Annotated in this window: 19 protein-coding genes; 12 read left to right on the forward strand and 7 right to left on the reverse strand. The window is 63.7% G+C overall.

The annotated features are described in order from the left end of the window. The coding region (locus AC1DT7_RS10465; RefSeq protein ID WP_478035884.1) for a transposase at positions 1-182 on the reverse strand (182 nt) is incomplete at its 3' end. 290 nt (positions 183-472) lie between these two features. Here AC1DT7_RS10465 and AC1DT7_RS10470 point away from each other — a divergent pair. The 7 genes from AC1DT7_RS10470 (at position 473) to AC1DT7_RS10500 (ending at position 6,658) form a co-directional block, all read left to right on the forward strand. Continuing rightward, complete coding sequence (locus tag AC1DT7_RS10470; RefSeq protein WP_478035885.1) at positions 473-3,163, forward strand: hypothetical protein; 2,691 nt, start codon at positions 473-475, stop codon at positions 3,161-3,163. A gap of 472 nt (positions 3,164-3,635) precedes the next feature. After that, complete coding sequence (locus AC1DT7_RS10475; RefSeq protein ID WP_478035886.1) at positions 3,636-3,911, forward strand: hypothetical protein; 276 nt, start codon at positions 3,636-3,638, stop codon at positions 3,909-3,911. Then, a complete protein-coding gene (locus AC1DT7_RS10480) occupies positions 3,911-4,333 on the forward strand; it encodes a hypothetical protein (RefSeq protein ID WP_478035887.1) in 423 nt (140 codons plus the stop codon). The genes AC1DT7_RS10475 and AC1DT7_RS10480 overlap by 1 nt, the downstream gene beginning before the upstream one ends. Continuing rightward, the gene (locus tag AC1DT7_RS10485; RefSeq protein ID WP_478035888.1) at positions 4,330-4,686 is read left to right on the forward strand and encodes a hypothetical protein; all 357 of its coding nucleotides are present in this window, start codon (positions 4,330-4,332) and stop codon (positions 4,684-4,686) included. Before AC1DT7_RS10480 ends, AC1DT7_RS10485 begins: the two co-directional genes overlap by 4 nt. Beyond that, positions 4,676-4,909, forward strand: a complete 234-nt coding sequence (locus tag AC1DT7_RS10490) for a hypothetical protein (RefSeq protein ID WP_478035889.1) — start codon at positions 4,676-4,678, stop codon at positions 4,907-4,909. Before AC1DT7_RS10485 ends, AC1DT7_RS10490 begins: the two co-directional genes overlap by 11 nt. Before the next feature lie 106 nt (positions 4,910-5,015). Next, positions 5,016-6,110 (forward strand): acyltransferase family protein, encoded by a 1,095-nt coding sequence (locus tag AC1DT7_RS10495; protein ID WP_478035890.1) that lies wholly within the window; start codon positions 5,016-5,018, stop codon positions 6,108-6,110. 260 nt (positions 6,111-6,370) lie between these two features. Next, positions 6,371-6,658: a hypothetical protein gene (locus tag AC1DT7_RS10500; protein WP_478035891.1), complete on the forward strand. Its 288-nt coding sequence runs from the start codon at positions 6,371-6,373 to the stop codon at positions 6,656-6,658. A 128-nt stretch (positions 6,659-6,786) separates the two neighbouring features. Here AC1DT7_RS10500 and AC1DT7_RS10505 read toward each other — a convergent pair whose 3' ends face one another. From AC1DT7_RS10505 to AC1DT7_RS10520, 4 genes are all read right to left on the reverse strand, one after another. After that, on the reverse strand, positions 6,787-7,284 hold the full coding sequence (locus AC1DT7_RS10505) for a JAB domain-containing protein (RefSeq protein WP_478035892.1): 498 nt from the start codon (positions 7,282-7,284) through the stop codon (positions 6,787-6,789). Between the two features lie 62 nt (positions 7,285-7,346). Beyond that, positions 7,347-7,802, reverse strand: coding sequence for a hypothetical protein (locus AC1DT7_RS10510; RefSeq protein WP_478035893.1), 456 nt, complete (start codon positions 7,800-7,802; stop codon positions 7,347-7,349). 43 nt (positions 7,803-7,845) lie between these two features. Continuing rightward, positions 7,846-8,202, reverse strand: coding sequence for a hypothetical protein (locus AC1DT7_RS10515; protein ID WP_478035894.1), 357 nt, complete (start codon positions 8,200-8,202; stop codon positions 7,846-7,848). A 50-nt stretch (positions 8,203-8,252) separates the two neighbouring features. Continuing rightward, positions 8,253-8,795, reverse strand: a complete 543-nt coding sequence (locus tag AC1DT7_RS10520; RefSeq protein WP_478035895.1) for a response regulator transcription factor — start codon at positions 8,793-8,795, stop codon at positions 8,253-8,255. A gap of 194 nt (positions 8,796-8,989) precedes the next feature. Here AC1DT7_RS10520 and AC1DT7_RS10525 point away from each other — a divergent pair, with 194 nt between their 5' ends. The 4 genes from AC1DT7_RS10525 (at position 8,990) to AC1DT7_RS10540 (ending at position 12,243) form a co-directional block, all read left to right on the forward strand. Then, positions 8,990-10,141 carry an aldose epimerase family protein gene (locus AC1DT7_RS10525; protein ID WP_478035896.1) on the forward strand — a complete coding sequence of 384 codons (1,152 nt, stop codon included), beginning with the start codon at positions 8,990-8,992 and terminating at the stop codon, positions 10,139-10,141. Between the two features lie 50 nt (positions 10,142-10,191). Further along, the gene (locus AC1DT7_RS10530; RefSeq protein WP_478035897.1) at positions 10,192-11,064 is read left to right on the forward strand and encodes an NAD(P)-dependent oxidoreductase; all 873 of its coding nucleotides are present in this window, start codon (positions 10,192-10,194) and stop codon (positions 11,062-11,064) included. Positions 11,065-11,184: 120 nt separating this feature from the next. Then, positions 11,185-11,331: a hypothetical protein gene (locus tag AC1DT7_RS10535; RefSeq protein WP_478035898.1), complete on the forward strand. Its 147-nt coding sequence runs from the start codon at positions 11,185-11,187 to the stop codon at positions 11,329-11,331. Positions 11,332-11,385: 54 nt separating this feature from the next. Further along, complete coding sequence (locus tag AC1DT7_RS10540; RefSeq protein ID WP_478035899.1) at positions 11,386-12,243, forward strand: pirin family protein; 858 nt, start codon at positions 11,386-11,388, stop codon at positions 12,241-12,243. 252 nt (positions 12,244-12,495) lie between these two features. Here the strand turns inward: AC1DT7_RS10540 and AC1DT7_RS10545 are convergent, their stop codons facing one another. Beyond that, a complete protein-coding gene (locus AC1DT7_RS10545) occupies positions 12,496-12,669 on the reverse strand; it encodes a Trm112 family protein (protein WP_478035900.1) in 174 nt (57 codons plus the stop codon). A gap of 256 nt (positions 12,670-12,925) precedes the next feature. On the opposite strand from AC1DT7_RS10545, the gene AC1DT7_RS10550 reads away from it, so the two are divergent. Next, positions 12,926-14,866, forward strand: a complete 1,941-nt coding sequence (locus AC1DT7_RS10550) for a CocE/NonD family hydrolase (RefSeq protein ID WP_478035901.1) — start codon at positions 12,926-12,928, stop codon at positions 14,864-14,866. A 106-nt stretch (positions 14,867-14,972) separates the two neighbouring features. Here AC1DT7_RS10550 and AC1DT7_RS10555 read toward each other — a convergent pair whose 3' ends face one another. Further along, positions 14,973-17,960 carry a TonB-dependent receptor plug domain-containing protein gene (locus AC1DT7_RS10555; protein WP_478035902.1) on the reverse strand — a complete coding sequence of 996 codons (2,988 nt, stop codon included), beginning with the start codon at positions 17,958-17,960 and terminating at the stop codon, positions 14,973-14,975. Positions 17,961-18,040 lie beyond the last annotated feature (80 nt).

Consider the following 18,040-nt stretch of genomic DNA (forward strand, 5'->3'; position numbering starts at 1 on the left):
TCCTCGAGCGTGCGTAGCCGCTTGGTCTCCGACACCTCCAGCCCGCCGAACTTCGATTTCCAGTTGTAAAACGTCGCTGGGCTGATCCCGTGGCGCCGGCATACATCCGCCGTCGCCATCCCCGCTTCCTGCTCCTTCAATATCCCGATGATCTGCTCTTCGCTGAACCTGCTCCGCTTCATCCCGTCCGACTCCCTTCGCGTGTCGGACTCTACTTATCCGCGGTCACATTTCAGGGGAGCACGTCACCGGCGGCCGCCCGTTCTCGGAGGAAGAGCGGCGTGAAGCCCTCGGCCCCAACTGGAAGTCCCGCCTGCCGCAGTAGCGCCCGCCCAAATCCCGGCCCTCGCGCCCTGCGCCAGATGCCTGCCGCGAATCCATAGATATCTCCCGCAGATTGCTTTCGACCCGGCCGATCGATTCAAACCTTCTCCGCCACCGCTTAATCCGCCTCCATCACAGGAGGTGCCGCGTGGCCGCAATCAGCGACAAAGTTTCAACCCCGATCCAGAATGGCGATGGCACGAACAAGGCATTCGCGTTCGATTTCTCGATCATCGCGCCGGGGGACATCGGCGTCTATGTCGATGGGGTCGAGAAGGCCTATCCCGGCGACTATGGCGTCGTGTTCGGCGATACGTCGGGCACGGTGACGTTCCACGAGGCACCGGCCGCCGGCGCGCAGATCCTGCTCGTTTCCCAGCCGGACTACCGCCAGACCAGCGAATTCGCCAACCAGGGCGCTTATAATCTTTCGACCGTCAACACGATCAACCGCCGGGCCGCGATCCGCGACCTGGTGACCGAGGACAAGGCCAGCCGTGCCCTGAAGGTGCCGCTGGGCGAAACCCCGCCGGAGATGGAAGGCCTTTCCGGTGCAGAGGGCATGGTGCTCGGCATGGTCGACGGGAGGATACGCGGCGTTGCCTATGATGCAGTGGCGATCGCGAGCGACGTCGCACGAGCCGAGCATGCGGCTGATCAGACGGCGCTTGATCGCACCGTGACGGGCGCCGATCGCCACGCTGTCGAGGATATCGCGGACGAGTTCGCCGATGTGCGCTCCGCTATAGCATCGGGCACCGTCGCCGCGCTGATCGGCGAGCGCGTTTATACGAGCAAGGCGGCGCTACTCGCCGATCCGGCCCCGGCCAATAATCTCTACGCACTGGTCGTTGGCGATGCGACGGCCGGCAATAACGACCTCTACAAAAAGAACGGCGCGAGCGGCGCAGGGGGCTGGATCGGGCCGCTTGGCATATTCGCAGCTGCATCGGCTAAGGCGCAGATTCTCCGAGACGAAACCGAGAATCTGAAGAACGAGGCTGAGGTTGCGCGTGACGGCGCGGCGGCGTCGATGGTCAGCCTGTATTCCGTCACCTCCACGCAGACGATTGGGCGTCCGGCCAACCCCATCACTGGCACCGCTGCGACCAACAACAGCTATGGTTGGAACAATCCGGTCACCACTTCAGGAAACCTGACACAGGTCAGTATCTTTGCGATGGCCACGGGCACGTTGCAGGTGGCCCGATACACTAAGTCGGGCACCGAGCTGTCGCGCGTAGCGATTAGCGCCGCGGTAAGCATCGCGTCGGTCGGACTTAAGATCCTTACGCCCGCCGACTTCGGAGTGTTCCCCGTCGTCGCGGGAGAATACCTAGTGATCTACTGCAATGGTGTACTGGCGTTCACCACCGCGGCCGCAGATGGAGCGGGATGGTTCAATTTTGCTCCGAGCCTTCCTTCGAGTGGCACGGCGACTGGGCTCACGCCGTCGCTTCGCCTTGAAGCAAGCTTCACGGTTTCCGTCGTTACTCAGACCGTAACCGCGGTTACGTTCGCGGCGGTCCAGGATATTGTCGCCGCAAACTCGGCGTCGATCGACAACAACGAAGCCGCGCTTGCGTTGCTGAACGCTCCGGCGACGCAGACTATCGGTCGGCCCTCGGGTGCTCTGTTAACAGGGCCCAGCGCCGTCGGCGGTGCCGGGTATATCTCCGCCGATCCGGTCGCCAGCGCCGGCGTGCTGAATGCACTCGATTATTTCGCTTATGCGACTGGCACGGTAACAATCTCCGCGTTCACCCTGTCGGGCGGTGTGTTCACTCGAACACGCTTTGCAACCTACACCGCGGCGTCGGCGGGCGTGAAAAATTTGACCCCGGCAGACTTCGGGGCTTTCCCCGTCATGGCCGGGGAGTATGTCGGCATGTCGGGTAACGGGCTCATAGGGTACACCAATCAATCCGCAGACGTTGGGTACTATTTTGCAGCCGGCCCGACCGGTGGCGCCGCTGGGTCGTTGCAAACCGGGGTGCGGTTCCAATACCGGTTTTCGGTCCTCGGGTCGGAGCAGGTTGTCACCGCCGCCGCCTTTGAGGCCTTGCAGGCCGGTGGGTCAGGAAACCATCTCCGGGGTAAGAAGTTCGGTGTCCTCGGCGACAGCCTTTCGGGAACCTATAACCAGCTTTGGCAGGATGCGTTCGTCGCAAGGACCGGAGCTGTGCTTTGGCGTCAGGATGCTCGGGGGGGTAGAACATTCTCGGCCGCGTTAGAAGCGTATGGAGCTTCGGCCCCGTTGGCGACTTTGGAGGCGCTCGGTACCTATAGCAACTCGGCGCCGCTTACTGGGGCGCTCACTTCGTCCGGAACCATCGGCCAGAAGAACATCTATGGGCAGGTTCCGGCGGACGGCACGACGCTAGCACAGTGGCTCGCGGATCTTGATTTCCTGATCCTTTGGCTGGGGACAAACGACGCGGCCGCGATCTCCGCCGGCAACGTCCCGACATATGCCGGGGCGACCGTCGCGGCTCGTGTTGGGGCGCTTACGGACGGATATACGGCAAATACGCTGCATGGCGCGATGAACTTCTTGCTCGATGCACTGCTAACCGCAAAGCCCAACCTCCGCATCATCGCGGTAAACCTTTACCGGAACTCGCTCGCGCCTGTCGCCACGCAGGAGGCCGTCGCAGATGCGATACTCGCGAATTTCGAATCCCGAGCGATACCGATGCTGAACGCCCGCAAAACGTGGGGTATCAACGCACTCTCGGCAGCGACTTTGCTTCGGGTGGATGGTGTGCACCTCACGGACGATTCGTTCACGCGCCTCGCTGGGCCGACGATCGCTCAGTTCGCGGCGGGGCAGCTGTGATTTATCAGATCACCACTGCGACTCTTCGTAGCAAGATGAGCATTCGCGCTCGCCTTCCTGCGCTATCGCTCCGCAAATTTTGCATGAGCCGTCCTTGCGAGCCTGGCGCAAAGCGGCGCGTAGCGCCTGCCCTAACCATATCCGAGGGGCGTGTAAAATTGTGGCGGCAGCTTGTCTCATCGGCTCCGATTGTACGCTCGAAGCGCCCGTCACTCAAGTCAGGGTTCGATGCCGCGACGACTGGCCCGCAAGGCTTCGTCTCGCTTCTGCTGACGCCGCGCGCGGCGAGCAGGGCTATTGCGACGAGACCACGCGATCGCACAACCCGTTCCGACGATGCTCACCGCGATCAAAACCAAACCAGTGATTACTCTCATTTCGATGCGGGGCCGGATACTCGCTTGAGCGCGGCTAATCTAGCCGCTGCACATCAGGTCTTTTTATGAGCGATTCACTCGACTCTACAGGGATAATGCTCGGCGAGATGAAGGGCCAGATGCGCGAGCTGATCCACAACGTGAACACGCTCTCGGCGAAGATGGACAGCCTGACGGAGCGGGTGGTGGGTGCGGCAGGCCTGCCCGCCAGGGTCAAGGAACTGGAAGACCGCGTGGCCGTGCTCGAGGCCGACAAGAACAAGCGCGACGGCGCCATGAGCATCGGCGGCTGGCTGCTCAAGTCGCCTTTGCTCGGCTGGCTGGCAACGGCCGCCGTCGCGCTCTGGGCTTTGTTGAAAGGAAGGATGTGATGGGCGAGCAAGGATCACGCCATCAAGATCGTCGCACGACCTTCGGCCAGGGCACGCGGCGTGCGTTTGGGGTGCCCTGGCGCGCGCTGAAGGCGCTGCGCGATCCCGAGGCGCGACGTGGTGCGGCCCTGCTTCTGCTCGCCGGTAGCGGGGTCTCCAATACCGGTATCGCGGTCTATGCGCTGGTGCTCGTCCAGCAGCACGCCCGATATGCCTTCTATATCGGCATCGGCGCCCTGTTGCTGATCGCGGTGGTGCAGACTGGCATCGCGGCCCTTCTGGTCAAGCGCAACATCAGGGGCAGTATGTTCGGCAACAGCTTCGAGATTTCCGACGAGCAGGTCGAGCAGATCGCGAGGGTGAGCGCGGCGGCCGGTGTCGCCGCAGCCGCCGCTACCCACGTGGGCGGGGCTGCGCAATGACCCTGGATCGGCGCAAGTTCGTCGCGGGGGCGATCCTCGCCGCCGCCGCGATCGCGATGACCCTGTTCGCCTGGCAACAATGGCAACGCGCGCGATCAGCCAGCGCCGAGGCCGGCCTCGTCACAAGGCAACGCGGTGCCGCAATCGAGAGCGGGGCCGACGCCGTCCGGACGATCGGCAACACCATGTGGAACGAAACAATGGTCCGTGCGACCGTGAAGGAGGGAATCGATGCGATCGATCAGGCACCTGGCGGTGACAGCAACGATGCTGCCGATCGCGCTGCTTGCAGGCTGCGCTCATACCGTCATTCAGGCAAATGCGTCGCCCTGCTCGGCCCTGTTGCCGACTAGCTGGCGGGACGGGGTTCAGCCGGCGGCACTGCCTGACAGTGCAAAGCTGCCCGATGGCCATGACGATGCCCGGCCGTGGCAATCGGGCTTCGTCGAACAGACCGGCCAGCTCGAAGTGGCGAACGATCGATATGGCGCGGCGATGGGCATCGTAGGCCGATGCGAGGCCAGGGATGCGGCGGCGGTGAAGAAGGCACGGCCGAAATTCATGGGGATATTCTGACCAACAGTACCGGGTCGCCGCGAAGGGATACACGCACTGTCCCGGCCCGATCATTGCGGGCTGTCACCGATGTGATATGGCGCCGAACGCGGAAGCGGGGTGACATGTGAGCGAGCGGTACAATTTCCTCCAGATTGGCCGCGCATTCGCAGCGATGGCGGTGGTTCTCGGCCATTCGGTCAACATCACCAACAACATCGCCCCGCAGGGGCTCGGCCTGCCGGAATGGGTCAGTTTCGGGTATTCCGGCGTCGATATCTTCTTCGTCATCAGTGGCTTCATCATCGGCGTCGTCGCCAGCTCCAACACCGTGACAGCGTCGAATTTCCTGTGGCGCCGCGCGATCCGGATTCTGCCATTCTATTGGGCATTCACGATCATCTGGATTCTGCTCAATCGTGCCGGTGGCCACGCTTTTCCGTCGGCACTCGCGCTGGTCCAGTCACTGCTCGTACTGCCTCAGTCGGGGCTTCCGCTTCTAGCCCCCGGATGGACGCTGGAACATGAGTTCATATTCTACGGATTCGTGGCATCGCTGCTTGCGATAGGGCGCCTCCAATGGCTTCCAATCGTACTGGCGGTGGTGGCGATTTTCGGGATAGTCCTGCATGTCCTGGTGCCGGCGATATGGGGTGGCGACGTCTGGGACTTCCATGTGGCGTCACTTTACCAGGTAGAATTCCTAGCCGGCGTCCTGCTGTTCAAGCATCGAAACAAAGTGCGTCATTGGGATTGGCGCGCGTGTCTCGTCATTGGTGCGTGCTTGTTCGTCGGAACCACATTCCTCGTTGCCGAGATGAACGGCAACCCGCACATCTCCACCACGCCGACCGGTTTGGTCGGCCTTCTGCGCGTCATCGGCTTCGGCGCTGCAGGCTTCGCGCTTCTGGCCGGTGGTCTGGCCTTCGAATTCAGACGCCCATCCTATGCCTCCAATCGCGGCATCGCCTTCCTAATCCTCGTGGGCGACGCCTCCTACGCATTGTATCTGTCCCACCCGATCGTCTTCGGCGTGATTGGTGTCGGCCTGTCGCGGCTCCACGCCCCCGTGACTGCCATATGGCCGGCTTTCCTCATGGGCATCGCCTTGGCCGTGATCCTGGCCGTCCTGTGGTATCAGGCCATCGAGAACCCGACCTTGAGCTATATCCTGCGGAAACGCCGGCGCGCGGTGCTGATCCCCGCGGAAACCGGCGTGTAGGCAGCATGGGCGATCTGCCTGAGCGATCAAACGCCACCTCGCACGCTGCCCGGGATTTTGTAAGTGGTCGTGAAAAGCCCGGAGCGGTTAAGAGCCCCTATCCATCCACGACAGACGCACGTTGACAGATTCGTTCCAGCGCCTGATCTCGTGGCACGCCGGTATCCGGGCTCCCCTGAGCGATACGCCTACCGTTTCAGCTGGCGCTTCATCATGACGTGGAGCAACATCGAAAACCGTCTCGATGCCAATGGCGAAAAATGGGTTCTCCGGAAAAAATCCTCGACCGGCGGACGGAAGCTCGCGTCGTCTTCGCCGCCCCGCCCCCCGCTGGCCTTTTGGGCAAACTGGCCCGCTATCGACAACGCTACGGCACCATCCACGCGCTGGCGCGGTTCGCCGCAACCAAGGTGCCCGGGATCTGGCCGGTCGTCGGCCCTGTGGTCACCCGGCGGTACCGGGAACGGTGGAAGCTGAAAGAGGGGGTGAAGCTGCTCAACCTGGGCAGTGGCAGCCGGTTTCACCGAGGCGCGGCATTCGACCTATAAGGACCCGGCATCGGAACTGGGTTTCCTCGACAGCCATGCCGATCGGTTCAGCCACGATCCACTATTGTCGCAATATGTGGAAGCCAGGCGATAGGTACCCTCGTCCTGAGCTTATCGCCGCCTCGTCGCTAGAGCAGCCCCATCTCCCGCATGCTCGCATGGCCGGTGGTCGACATGATCAGGTGATCATGCACTGCTATTCCCAGCGGCTGCCCCGCCCGCGCGATGCGGCGGGTGAGGTCGATATCGGCGCGGCTTGGCGTCGGATCGCCGCTCGGGTGGTTGTGCACCAGCAGGATCGATGCCGTGTGGAGTTCTACCGCGCGGCGGATCACCTCACGCACATGGATCGTCGCCTCGTCGATCGTCCCGCGGGAGATCTCCTCGTCGAGGATCAGCCGGCCCCGGCCGTCCAGATGAAGCACCCGCGCGATCTCGACCGCGCTGAACGCATGGGCGAGCCGCAGATAATCGAGCAGTGCCGGCCAGCTGTCGACCACGGGCCCGCGTACGAACCGCAGCGTGGCGATATGGGTCAGCGCCGCACCGAGCCCGCCGATAAGCGCTTCGAGATCGGGCCGGTCCCGCAGCACACGCTGCCGCGCCTGGCCGCTCGCCGCCAGCACGCCGGGCAGCGAGCCGAACTCCTCTACCAGCCGGTCGGACAGTCCCTCCGCCCCTTCCCCGGCTAAGGGTCGGAGGAATCCCTCCAGGATCTGTCGACACCGTAGAGTCGAAGCCGCCTCCGGTGGCGCCAGGCGCCAAACGCCACGAGCAGCAACATCGGATAGGCCTCGAACGCGATCAGGAACTGGTAGCCCCTGGGCAGAATCGTCTGGTCGAGCGCGCGGATGAGGTGCGCGAAGACCGCCAATAGCTGCAAACCGGCGAGCCACAGCGGCCAGAAACGCGTCGAGGCGATGGCGAGGACGAACAGCCCCAGCAACAGCAGCAGGTCGATCAGGAAAATCCAGACCTGCACCTTCATGTAGGAGGCGCCGAAGGGATGGGAATAGGACGCGAAGCTGGCGACGGAGGCCGCGAGCATCATGCCCGCGGCACTCCGTTCCGGCGCGCCGCCCCGCGCCAGAGCATAGGCACAACAGATGATGAGAATCATCTCGTACAGGATCACGCGCAGCATCGCTTGAGCGGAGCATTCAACCAGCCCTCTCGTCAACAGCCGATCAGGCGGCCGTCGCGATCGAGACGACGGTCGCGGGTGCGATCGACCCTTCCTCGCAGGGCGTCTGATCACCGAACCAGGCCTTGAAGCCGTCGAGCCCGATGTCATGCTGCGCGGTGCGGAGCGCCCCGTGGACGAGCGCGATGCTCGACCAGGCCTGGGCGAGCGCCACATTCGCATTGGCATTATGGCGCAACGCATCGCTGGCGATCGAAAAGGGCAGCCGCGCTTCCTCGCGCGCGGCGAGCATGGCCAGCGTCAGCTCCGCGTTGCTGCGCAGCGAGGCGTCGAGATTGCGTTCGGCAGGAATAAGGGTTTGCGCGACCTTGCGGGCCGCGGACAGACGGTCGTTAAGCATGGATACCCCCGGGCGCCGGCGCGGCGCGCGGGCGCATCAGAAAAATGGTGTCAGAAACCGTGGTTCAGGACGGTGCCGATGAACTTGCCGGCCCCGTTGACCACGCCGAATCCCAGAAACAAAAGGGCCATCACCGATGTCGCGATCGCGAACGGCCAGGCCAGTCTTTGCATCGTGCTCAGGTCATTGCGTTGCCCTTCCCGTGTTGGGATGGGCCAGCGCGCTTCCGGCCCGATCGGCGCCAGTCTTTCGCCCGTCATGGGCCAACTGTCGCGAACCGAAGCCGAAGCGGGAACCGGCCCCTCCTCGTCTGGGAAAAGGATTGCACCGGAATCGGGGGCATCCGGCAGATGGGATGGACCATAGTATGGTTCGACCGAACCCTCCCAGCCCTCGCGCGCGGCGACGATCAGCACCGCAGCGCGGGTAGAGGCGACGTCGAGCTTCTCCCGCGCGCCGCGCAGATGCCCCTCGACCGCGCGCTGGGAAATGCCAAGCTCGTACGCGATCTCCTTGTCCATCTTCCGATCCCATTTGCCGCGAAGACATTGCAGCTGGCGGGCGGTCAGGCCGTTGAGTCGAGTCAGTCCCATTTGGAGCAATCTACTTTATGGTAAGCGCTTGGAAAGCATTCGCATGCCCGGATCGTGCCTCACAGGGACGATCGCCCAAATCCGGCCTTGCCACGGCGTGGGAATCGCAGCGATGCATGGAGATCGGGCTGGCGCGGCCCACGCAATCCTATAGGATATACGCATAATAAGCGCCGATGAGGAGAGAACCGATCGTGCCACGCCTTCGTCCGGTGGCTTTTGCCGCATCGATCTTCGCCTTGACCATCGCTGCCAGCCCCTGCTCAGCCGATGTCGGCCGCCACGCCTTCGGGCAATTGCAGGACGGCACGGCGGTCGAGGCGATCACGCTGACCAACCGGCACGGCGTCAGCGCGACGGTGATCACCCTGGGCGCGACGCTTCAGTCGCTGATCGCGCCGGACCGGCGGGGCAAGCTGGCCGACGTCGTGCTCGGCTATCCCGACCTCGCATCCTATGAACGGAACAGTTCGTTCTTCGGCGTGACCGCCGGCCGCGTTGCGAACCGCATCGCCAAGGGCAGCTTCGTGCTGGACGGCAAGACCTATACGATGCCCGTCGTGAACGGGCGCGTCGCGAACCTGCATGGCGGAGCGCGCGGCTTCGACAAGGTCGTATGGAAGGTTGAGTCGGTGACGAACRGGCCGGTGTCCAGCGTCACGCTACTGCATGTCAGCCCGGACGGGGACCAGGGCTTTCCCGGCGCGCTCACCGTCCGCGCGACCTATTCGCTCGACGAGCAGGACCGGCTTCAGATCGATTATCGTGCGACCACCGACAAACCCACCATGGTCTCGATCACCAATCACAGCTATTTCACCATGGGCGGCGAAGGTGTCGGGCATGGATCCGACAATCTGCTGACCGTGTTCGCCGATGGCTATACCCCGGTCGATGCCGATCTGATCCCGACCGGACAGATCGTGCCGGTCGCCGGCACGCCGTTCGACTTCCGCACGCCGCAGCGAGTCGATGCGCGGGTACGCGACGTGCGGGATCCGCAGATCAAGCAGGGTCGTGGATATGATCATAATTTCGTGCTGCGCGACGGGCACGGCGCGGTGCGGCTCGCCGCGCGGCTCAGCGACCCGGTGTCGGGGCGGGTGCTCGAACTGTCGACCAACCAGCCGGGTATCCAGGTCTATAGCGGCAACGGGCTGAACGGCGCGCAGATCGGCAAGTCCGGGCGCGCCTATCGCCAGGGCGACGGCGTCGCGCTCGAGGCGGAGAATTTCCCCGATGCGGTCAATCATCCCGATTTCCCGTCAGCGCGGCTCGATCCGGGCAGCGAATATCGCAATGTCATTGTCCTGAAGCTGTCAACGGAGCCCGCGGGCAAGCATTGAGCGCCGCATGGGAGCGGCTTTTTTTCACATAAGACGGGAAGAGGTATTTCATGGACGTCGGTTTCATCGGGCTGGGCCTGATGGGTAGCGAGATCGCCGCCAATCTGCTCAAGGCTGGTCACAAGGTCACGGTGTGGAACCGCAGCGCCGACAAGGCCGCGCCGCTGATCGCGGCAGGCGCGACGCTCGCCGCGACGCCCGCCGAGGCAGCGCGCAATCCGGTGGTGATGAGCATGCTCGCCGACGACAAGGCGCTCGAAGCGGTCGTGTTCGGCGAGAACGGCATCCTCGCATCCGGCGGGCCGACCATCCATGTGTCGATGAGCACGATCAGCGTGGCCATCGCGGACCGGCTGACCGAGGCGCATGAGAAGGCCGGCCAGACCTATGTTTCCGCGCCGGTCTTCGGCCGGCCGATCGCCGCCGCCGCGCAGAAGCTGTTCGTGGTCGCAGCTGGCCAGGCCGATGCGGTCGCGACCTGCCAGCCGCTGTTCGACGCGGTCGGCCAGCGCAGTTTCAACATGGGCGAGACGCCGCACAAGGCGAACATCGTCAAGCTCAGTGGCAATTTCCTGATCATGACGGTGATCGAATCCCTGGCCGAGGCAATGACGCTCGCCGGTAGATATGGCGTCGACAAGGGTACCCTGCTCGACACGCTGACCGGATCGGTGTTCGGCGGCATTATCTACGAGGTTTACGGCAAGGTGCTGGTGGAGGAGAATTTCGAGCCGGCCGGCTTTACCCTGCCGCTCGGCTTCAAGGACATGACCCTGGTGGCCGAGGCAGCCGTCGCCGCCGGCGTGCCGATGCCGATGCTGTCGCTCGGCCGCGACCGGCTGATCGCGACGATGGCGCGGGAGCGGCCTGAGCTCGACTGGGCGTCGATGGCAAAAACCGTCGAGGCGAACGCCGGGCTCTGACGTCCCCATCCCAGGCGACCGCACCTCTGAACGAAGCAACTGCAAGCGGACACTCCTGAGCCGAATATTTAGGCTTGGGTAACCGTCGGCCAGCACGATGGGCCGACAAGGGCCCAGCCGTTGCCGACGATTGAAGACCCTGACGGCAAGGCCGCGGATGCCGAACGAAGGCGCCTCGACTGCCTCCGGCGCCATGGCCTTGACGGCACGCCCGGCGAGCCGGACCTCGACCGTATCGTGCGCTTTGCCGCCGAATTGCCCCCTTGACTTGCAACAGCCGCGCCGACGCGTGAAAGAGCGGGCAGGCAAAGCGGAACGACCATGACCCAGCGCACCATCTACCGCATCCACGCGGCCGCCCGCGACGACATTCGCGACCTGGTGACCCGCCGGCCGGTGCCCGCCCCGGGGCTGGACCAGCTCGATCCGTTCCTGTTCCTCAACCATCACGGGCCGCAGACCTATGCGCCCGGCAATCACGGCCTGCCCTTCGGCCCGCACCCGCATCGCGGATTCGAGACGGTGACCTTCATCCTCGACGGAAGCCTCGCCCATTCCGACAGCGGCGGGCATGAAAGCATCATCGAGGCGGGCGGCGTTCAGTGGATGACAGCCGGTTCCGGCCTGATCCATGCCGAGCTGTCGCCCGAGGCGTTCAGGCGCGAGGGCGGGCCGATGGAGATTCTCCAGCTCTGGCTCAACCTGCCCGGGCGGCTCAAGATGACCGCGCCGCGCTACACCGGCCTGCAACAGGATGCGATCCCGGCGGCCGATCTCGATGGCGCAAGGCTGAACCTCATCTCCGGGAAATTTGCCGGCCTGACCGGCCCAATCGCCTCGCTGACCGGCGTGTTCATGGCGACCGCCTCGATACCCGCCGGCGGGGAGATCGAACTGCCCGCACCGAAGGGTCGACAGATCTTCCTCTATATCGTGCGCGGCCGGGTGCGGATCGCCGGCGCCGAGATCGATCGCTGGCACCTAGCCGAGCTGAACGACGATGGCGACACGGTCGGGATCGAGGCGGTGACGGACAGCCTGATCCTCTATGGCCATGCCGATCCGATCGGCGAGCCGGTCGTTGCCCATGGCCCGTTCGTGATGAACACGCAGCAGGAAATCGTGGACGCGGTGCGCGATTATCAGGCGGGCAGGTTCAATGTCGCTGCGGCGGGGTAATGGGTCGGTCAGCGGACTACCGCGAAAGAACCCATATCAATGCCGGGCTCGCTTACCCATCGTAGCGTGGCAGAGGCTGTTTCATATAAAAGCGTACCTCTCGTGAATGCCGCTCGCTGGCTCGGGCGGGTGCTGGTTTCGCCAGCTTCAATGAAGCGGTTCGATCGAGCTGCCACACCGAGTTTGAGAGGGAGACCAATTTGGAGGCGCAGCCGTCCAGGTGCGATGTGCATCGGCGATGAAAGGGCAATCCTAGATTTTTCGTGCCGCCTCGATCAGCAATACGGGGACGCCGTCCCGGATCGGATAGGCGAGGCCAGCTTCGTCCGAAACAAGCTCTGCCGCGGCGGCATCGTACCGAAGCGCGCTGCGCGTGACGGGACAGACCAGCTTGGCGAGCAATGCCGGGTTGAAATCAGGCCGCATCCATATGCCCTTCAGTCATCTACCAATGGCAACATAACGAGCCATGGCGCCACCTCCGCCACCGCATCACGGACGACCGGCCACGGCTAGGCATAGCAGGCCCCATCAGTAGTCACCACGCCTTGTGCCGTGCATCGCGACGCAAGTCACGAGTCCAGGCCGCAGATTGCAGTCGCCGCCGCCACACCGGGTTGACACGGCGGAGCCGCCTTAGCCATGCCGTGTGTCCGGGACATATATAATAGGGATATCGCTCATGCGGTTAGGGTTCGCGCTTCTCGCCACCACGCTCCTCTCGTCGATGGCCGTCGCGCAGTCGACGTCAGGCGCCCCCAAGGCGCCCGCCAAGGACGCGTCCGCGCCGGGCGGTGACATTCCCGCCAAGTTCACGCCGCCGACGGCAAACTATGATTACGAGAAGCGCGAGGTGATGATCCCGATGCGCGACGGGGTGAAGCTGCACACCGTCATCATCGTCGCCAAGGGCGCGAAGAACGCGCCGATCCTGCTCACCCGCACGCCGTATAACGCTTCCGGCCGGGTCGTGCGGATGGAAAGCCCGAACATGATCTCGACCCTGCCCGAGGGCGACGAGCTGTTCGTCAAGGACGGCTATATCCGCGTGTTCCAGGACGTCCGCGGCAAATACGGGTCCGAAGGCGATTATATCGTCACTCGCCCGGTGATCGGCCCGCTGAACAAGACCAAGGTCGATCACGTCACCGACGCGTACGACACGATCGACTGGCTGGTAAACAAGGCCAACCTGCCCGAGTCCAACGGCAAGGTCGGCATGCTCGGGTCGAGCTATGAGGGCTTCACCGTCGTCATGGCGCTGCTCAACCCGCACCCTGCGCTGAAGGTCGCCGCACCGGAAAGCCCGATGATCGACGGCTGGATGGGCGACGACTGGTTCCATTACGGCGCGTTCCGCCTGACCAATATCGGCTGGCTGGCCGGACAGACCGGCTACAAGGGCGCGGGCAAATCCGCCGGTTCGCCGGCCTGGGACGATTACGATACCTTCCGCAAGGTCGGATCGGCGGGCGAATGGGCCAAGCAGTCGGGCTTCGATCAGCTCCCTTACTGGAACCGCATGTCGCAGCACCCGGCTTATGACGAGTTCTGGTCGGGCCAGGCACTCGACAAGCTGCTCGCCGCCGCCCCGTCCAAGGTGCCGACCCTGTGGGAGCAAGGCATCTGGGACCAGGAGGATATGTACGGTGCGATCCATAGCTGGGAGGAGCTCAACAAGGTCGGGCACGGCGGCAACAACTTCCTGCTGATGGGCCCGTGGCGGCACAGCGGCTTCAACTATAACGGATCGTCGCTCGGCGTGCTCAAGTTCGACGGCGACACCGCGCTCCAGGCGCGGCGCGATATCCTGGTGCCGTTCTTCAACGCCTATCTGAAGGACGGCGCACCGGCCTTCACCCCGCCGTCGGTCACCTTCTACAACACCGGCGAGAACAGGTGGAACAGGTTCGACAAGTGGCCGCTCGCCTGCGACACCGGCTGCGCCGCGCCGATGAAGCCGATCTATATGGGCGGTGACGAAAGCCTGGGCTTCGACAAGCCGGCGGTCGGCGAAGACAGCTATATCTCCGATCCCGCCAAGCCGGTGCCTCATCTGCCGCGGCCGGTGAATTTCGGCGACGGACGCTGGCAGAGCTGGCTGGTCAGCGACCAGCGCCATGCCGATGGCCGCCCCGACGTCCTGACCTATGAAACGCCGGTGCTGACCAAGGCAGTCACCGTCTCCGGCGTGCCGATGGCGGACATCTATGCCAAGACGACTGGCACCGACGGCGATTTCGTGGTGAAGGTAATCGACGTCTATCCGGACGAGGTCGCGAGCGACAAGACGATGGGCGGCTATCAGCTCCCCATCAGCCTCGACATCTTCCGCGGCCGGTATCGCGACAGCTTCGCCAAGCCGAGCGCGATCCCGACGGGCAAGGTGCAGCGGTACAAGTTCCGCCTGCCGGCGATGAACCATGTGTTCCAGCCGGGCCACAAGATCATGGTGCAGATCCAGTCGAGCCTGTTCCCGCTCTACGACCGCAACCCGCAGACCTATGTGCCGAACATCTTCTACGCGAAGAAGAGCGACTACAAGAAAGCGACCGTGACGATCGAACGCGGCGGCGCCACGCCGAGCGCGGTGTGGCTGCCCGTGGTGTCCGGCGCCGAGTGATGGACGCGACGATGGCGGCCGGGCCCAAGCCCGTCCGCCATCGTCGATCCGGCAATAGCATTGCGGCGGAGCCGGACCGGCTCCGCCGCAGACAGATAGGGCCTGATCAGAATTTCGCGCGGACGCCGACGCGGTAGATCCTGCCCAGGGTGTCATAAAGCGCCGGGTTCACGTCGAGACCGGTGTTGGTCTGCGGCGCTGGCTCCGGATCGCGATCGAAGAGATTATCGACCTTGAAGAAGGTCTCGATCCCCTTGGTCAGCTTCACCGAACCGCCGATGTCGATATAGAAGGCGCCTTTCATTTTGTTATAGTCGATCGTCGGATGATTGGTGGTCGAGGCTGGGCAAGCGGTCGAGCAGACGACATATTGATTGCCGAACACGCCATTGCTGAACCAGCGCTGCTGGAGGTTGAGGCTGAACCGGTCGTTGCTGTAGGTCTGCGTCGCCAGCCATTTCCAACGGGGCGTGTTGCCGGTGTTGGCACCGGCCTGATCGACGACATCCACCCCGGCGATACCGGCATCGACGAGGAACTCGCGAATGTGCGTTCCCAGGGCGCGGACGGTGAAGCTACCCGGCAGGCCGAGCGGCCTTTGCCATTGGTAGCTCGCCTCGATGTCGAACCCGCTGGTCTTCCACGACGCCAGGTTGAACGGCTGGACGTTGATGAAGTTGTCGGCCTGATTCACATTGTCCAGTTTGAAGGCGCTGCAGAAGTTCTTGAGACCGTCGGCGCAGAACTGCACGATCTGCGCTGCCGACAGGGTCGAGATCACGCCCTTCAGCTTGATATTGTAATAGTCGAACGACAGGCTCAGCCCCGGCAGCCAGGACGGACGCGACAGGACGATGCCAAGTTCGGTGTTGCGCGCGATTTCCGGTTTCAGGTCGGGATTGCCGACCGTGTTCTGGAACGCCTGGACCGGGGGGCCGAACGGGTTGGTGAAGCTCGGCTGCGTCGTGACGGTCGGCGCCGCGAACAGCTCCGACAGGTTCGGCGCGCGGACGTCGCGCGACGTCACGGCGCGCAGCCGGATGCCGTCGATCGGGGTTTCCCAGGTGCCGCCGATCTTCCATGCCCAGACCGTGCCCGACGTGCTGTAATGCGTCACGCGGCCAGCACCGTTCAGGTTCGCCTTGCCGATCCCGTCACCGTCGAACAACGGCACGTCTAGTTCGAGGAACCCTTCATAGACATCGTACTTACCGCTGCCGTTCTTGTAGTTGCCGGCCGCCCAGTTGCTCCCCTGACCGGCGTTAAGCAGCGGATCCGCCGGATAGGCGGCACTGCTCGGGCTGATGCTCGAAACGCCGGCGCCATAGGGATCGGCGTTCACGCGATAGAATTCGTGCCGATATTCCCCACCGAAAGCCACCGATAGCGGCCCTGCCCACAGGTCAAACGGCTGTCCCGAGAAGTTGAGGCTGACGACATCCTGGGTCAGCTTGGTATGCTGGAACGGCCCATTGGCGGGCGTGATATAGGCAAGCGCCGCCGATGACGGGACGCCGCCGAAGATGTTGATCGGCTGGCAACCGGCGGCCCGCGCAGCCGCGTCGGCGCACACGATGGCGCCGTTCAGCGTGATCGCATTGGCTGCTGCCACATAGCGGTTCTGAATGACGATGTCGTGGACCGCGATGTCGGAAATGGTCGTGCCGTGCTCGTAATAGGCATCATATTTCCATTCGGAACCGCCCAGGCCGAACGCGCCCTTCACGCCACCGACGAAGCGATATTGACGGCGGTCGGTGAAGACCTTGGGATCCGGGAAATAGCCGTTGCTCGACCCGAAGTTGAACTTGGTGATGCCCGCGGTGACGCACCGATCCTTCACCAGCTGCGGCAGGAAGGCGTTGGAGCATTGGACGTCCGCCAGATTTTGTCGATTATAGCCGGGGCTCGGCTGATTGCTGGTCTTCACCTGGGCGACGTTGACGGTCAGATAGACTTCATTGTTTTCGGCGAAGTCGAAGCCGATCCGGCCAAAGCCGTTGAGGCGCTCCAGCGCCGACTTCAGTGACGCGCCGGAACCCGGCGCACCCGTCAGGTCGCCGCCCACGCAGAAGCCATTGCCGGGGAAGCAGCCCGTGACGGTGCCGGTGCCAGTCGGTTTGCCACCCGACCCATAGTTGAAATTATACGGCGCGCCGTTCTGGTCGAACGCGATTCCCTGCAGCGGACCGTTGTTGATCAGGCCGTAGCGCGCATATTGATAGGGCTGCGCATAGTCGCGATAGTTGAAGCGTGGCAGGCCGTTGTTGGACTGTCCGGTGTCGACCAGCGTGGTGGCGCGATACCAGTCACGCCCGCCCGCGAGATCAGTACCGAAATCGCCCGGGCCGACGCCGTCCTCGTGGTCATATTCGCCGCTGACGATCAGGTGAAGCCGATTATCGAGCAGTGCCGTGCCCCACGCCGCCTGGGCAAGCACCTGCTGGTCATCGCCATAGTTGGTGATGCCGCCCTGGACATTGGCCTTGAAGCCGGTGAACCGCGTGTCGGTGATGAAATTGACCACGCCGCCGACCGCGTCGGAGCCATAGGACGCCGACGCACCGCCATTCACCACGTCCACCCGCTTCACCAGCAGCTGCGGGAACATGCTGATGTCGGGAACGCCGGTCACATTGGCGCCGACGACACGCTGGCCGTCGAGCAGGGTCAGCGTGCGGATCGTACCGAGACCGCGCAGCGAGAAGGAGCTAAGGCCCTGCTGGCCGCTCGAGGTGCTGAACGTGCCCGTAGCCGCACCGGTCGACCCCTGCAGCGAGGGCAGCTGGGCGATGGTGTTGAAGAGGTTGGGCTGCGCATTGCGGGCAATTGCATCCTCGCCGATCACGGTCGTCGGCGTCGGCGCGTTGAAGCCACTCGACATGATGCGGCTGCCGGTGACGATGATATCGCTGTCCGGCTTGTTTGCTTCCGGTGTCGATTCGAGCGGTGCCGGTGCAACTGCATCCGCTTGAGCGGGTACGGTTTGCGCGAAGGCCGGCGCGACCCCCAGCGCCGTCGCGAGCGCGGCGAGGCTGGTAACGGTACCACGAAAGCCCGTCAGAGCGCGGCGATCAAATGACTGTTTCCCCATGATCCATCCCCTGTTTTGTGTTTTTGGTGGCGCGACGATTCGTTGAAGAATCACGCCGCTGCCCGACATGCTTACCGGAT

Source organism: Sphingomonas sp. P3_C6, assembly GCF_056402595.1.

Bases quoted from the DNA above. Each gene is read 5' to 3' on its own strand.
- AC1DT7_RS10550 (WP_478035901.1), top strand. From the start codon at position 12,926: ATGCGGTTAGGGTTCGCGCTTCTCGCCACCACGCTCCTCTCGTCGATG.
- AC1DT7_RS10545 (WP_478035900.1), bottom strand. From the start codon at position 12,669: ATGCGGCCTGATTTCAACCCGGCATTGCTCGCCAAGCTGGTCTGTCCC.
- AC1DT7_RS10540 (WP_478035899.1), top strand. From the start codon at position 11,386: ATGACCCAGCGCACCATCTACCGCATCCACGCGGCCGCCCGCGACGAC.
- AC1DT7_RS10555 (WP_478035902.1), bottom strand. From the start codon at position 17,960: ATGGGGAAACAGTCATTTGATCGCCGCGCTCTGACGGGCTTTCGTGGT.
- AC1DT7_RS10510 (WP_478035893.1), bottom strand. From the start codon at position 7,802: ATGCTGCGCGTGATCCTGTACGAGATGATTCTCATCATCTGTTGTGCC.
- AC1DT7_RS10530 (WP_478035897.1), top strand. From the start codon at position 10,192: ATGGACGTCGGTTTCATCGGGCTGGGCCTGATGGGTAGCGAGATCGCC.
- AC1DT7_RS10480 (WP_478035887.1), top strand. From the start codon at position 3,911: ATGGGCGAGCAAGGATCACGCCATCAAGATCGTCGCACGACCTTCGGC.
- AC1DT7_RS10485 (WP_478035888.1), top strand. From the start codon at position 4,330: ATGACCCTGGATCGGCGCAAGTTCGTCGCGGGGGCGATCCTCGCCGCC.
- AC1DT7_RS10520 (WP_478035895.1), bottom strand. From the start codon at position 8,795: ATGGGACTGACTCGACTCAACGGCCTGACCGCCCGCCAGCTGCAATGT.
- AC1DT7_RS10475 (WP_478035886.1), top strand. From the start codon at position 3,636: ATGCTCGGCGAGATGAAGGGCCAGATGCGCGAGCTGATCCACAACGTG.
- AC1DT7_RS10500 (WP_478035891.1), top strand. From the start codon at position 6,371: ATGGGTTCTCCGGAAAAAATCCTCGACCGGCGGACGGAAGCTCGCGTC.
- AC1DT7_RS10515 (WP_478035894.1), bottom strand. From the start codon at position 8,202: ATGCTTAACGACCGTCTGTCCGCGGCCCGCAAGGTCGCGCAAACCCTT.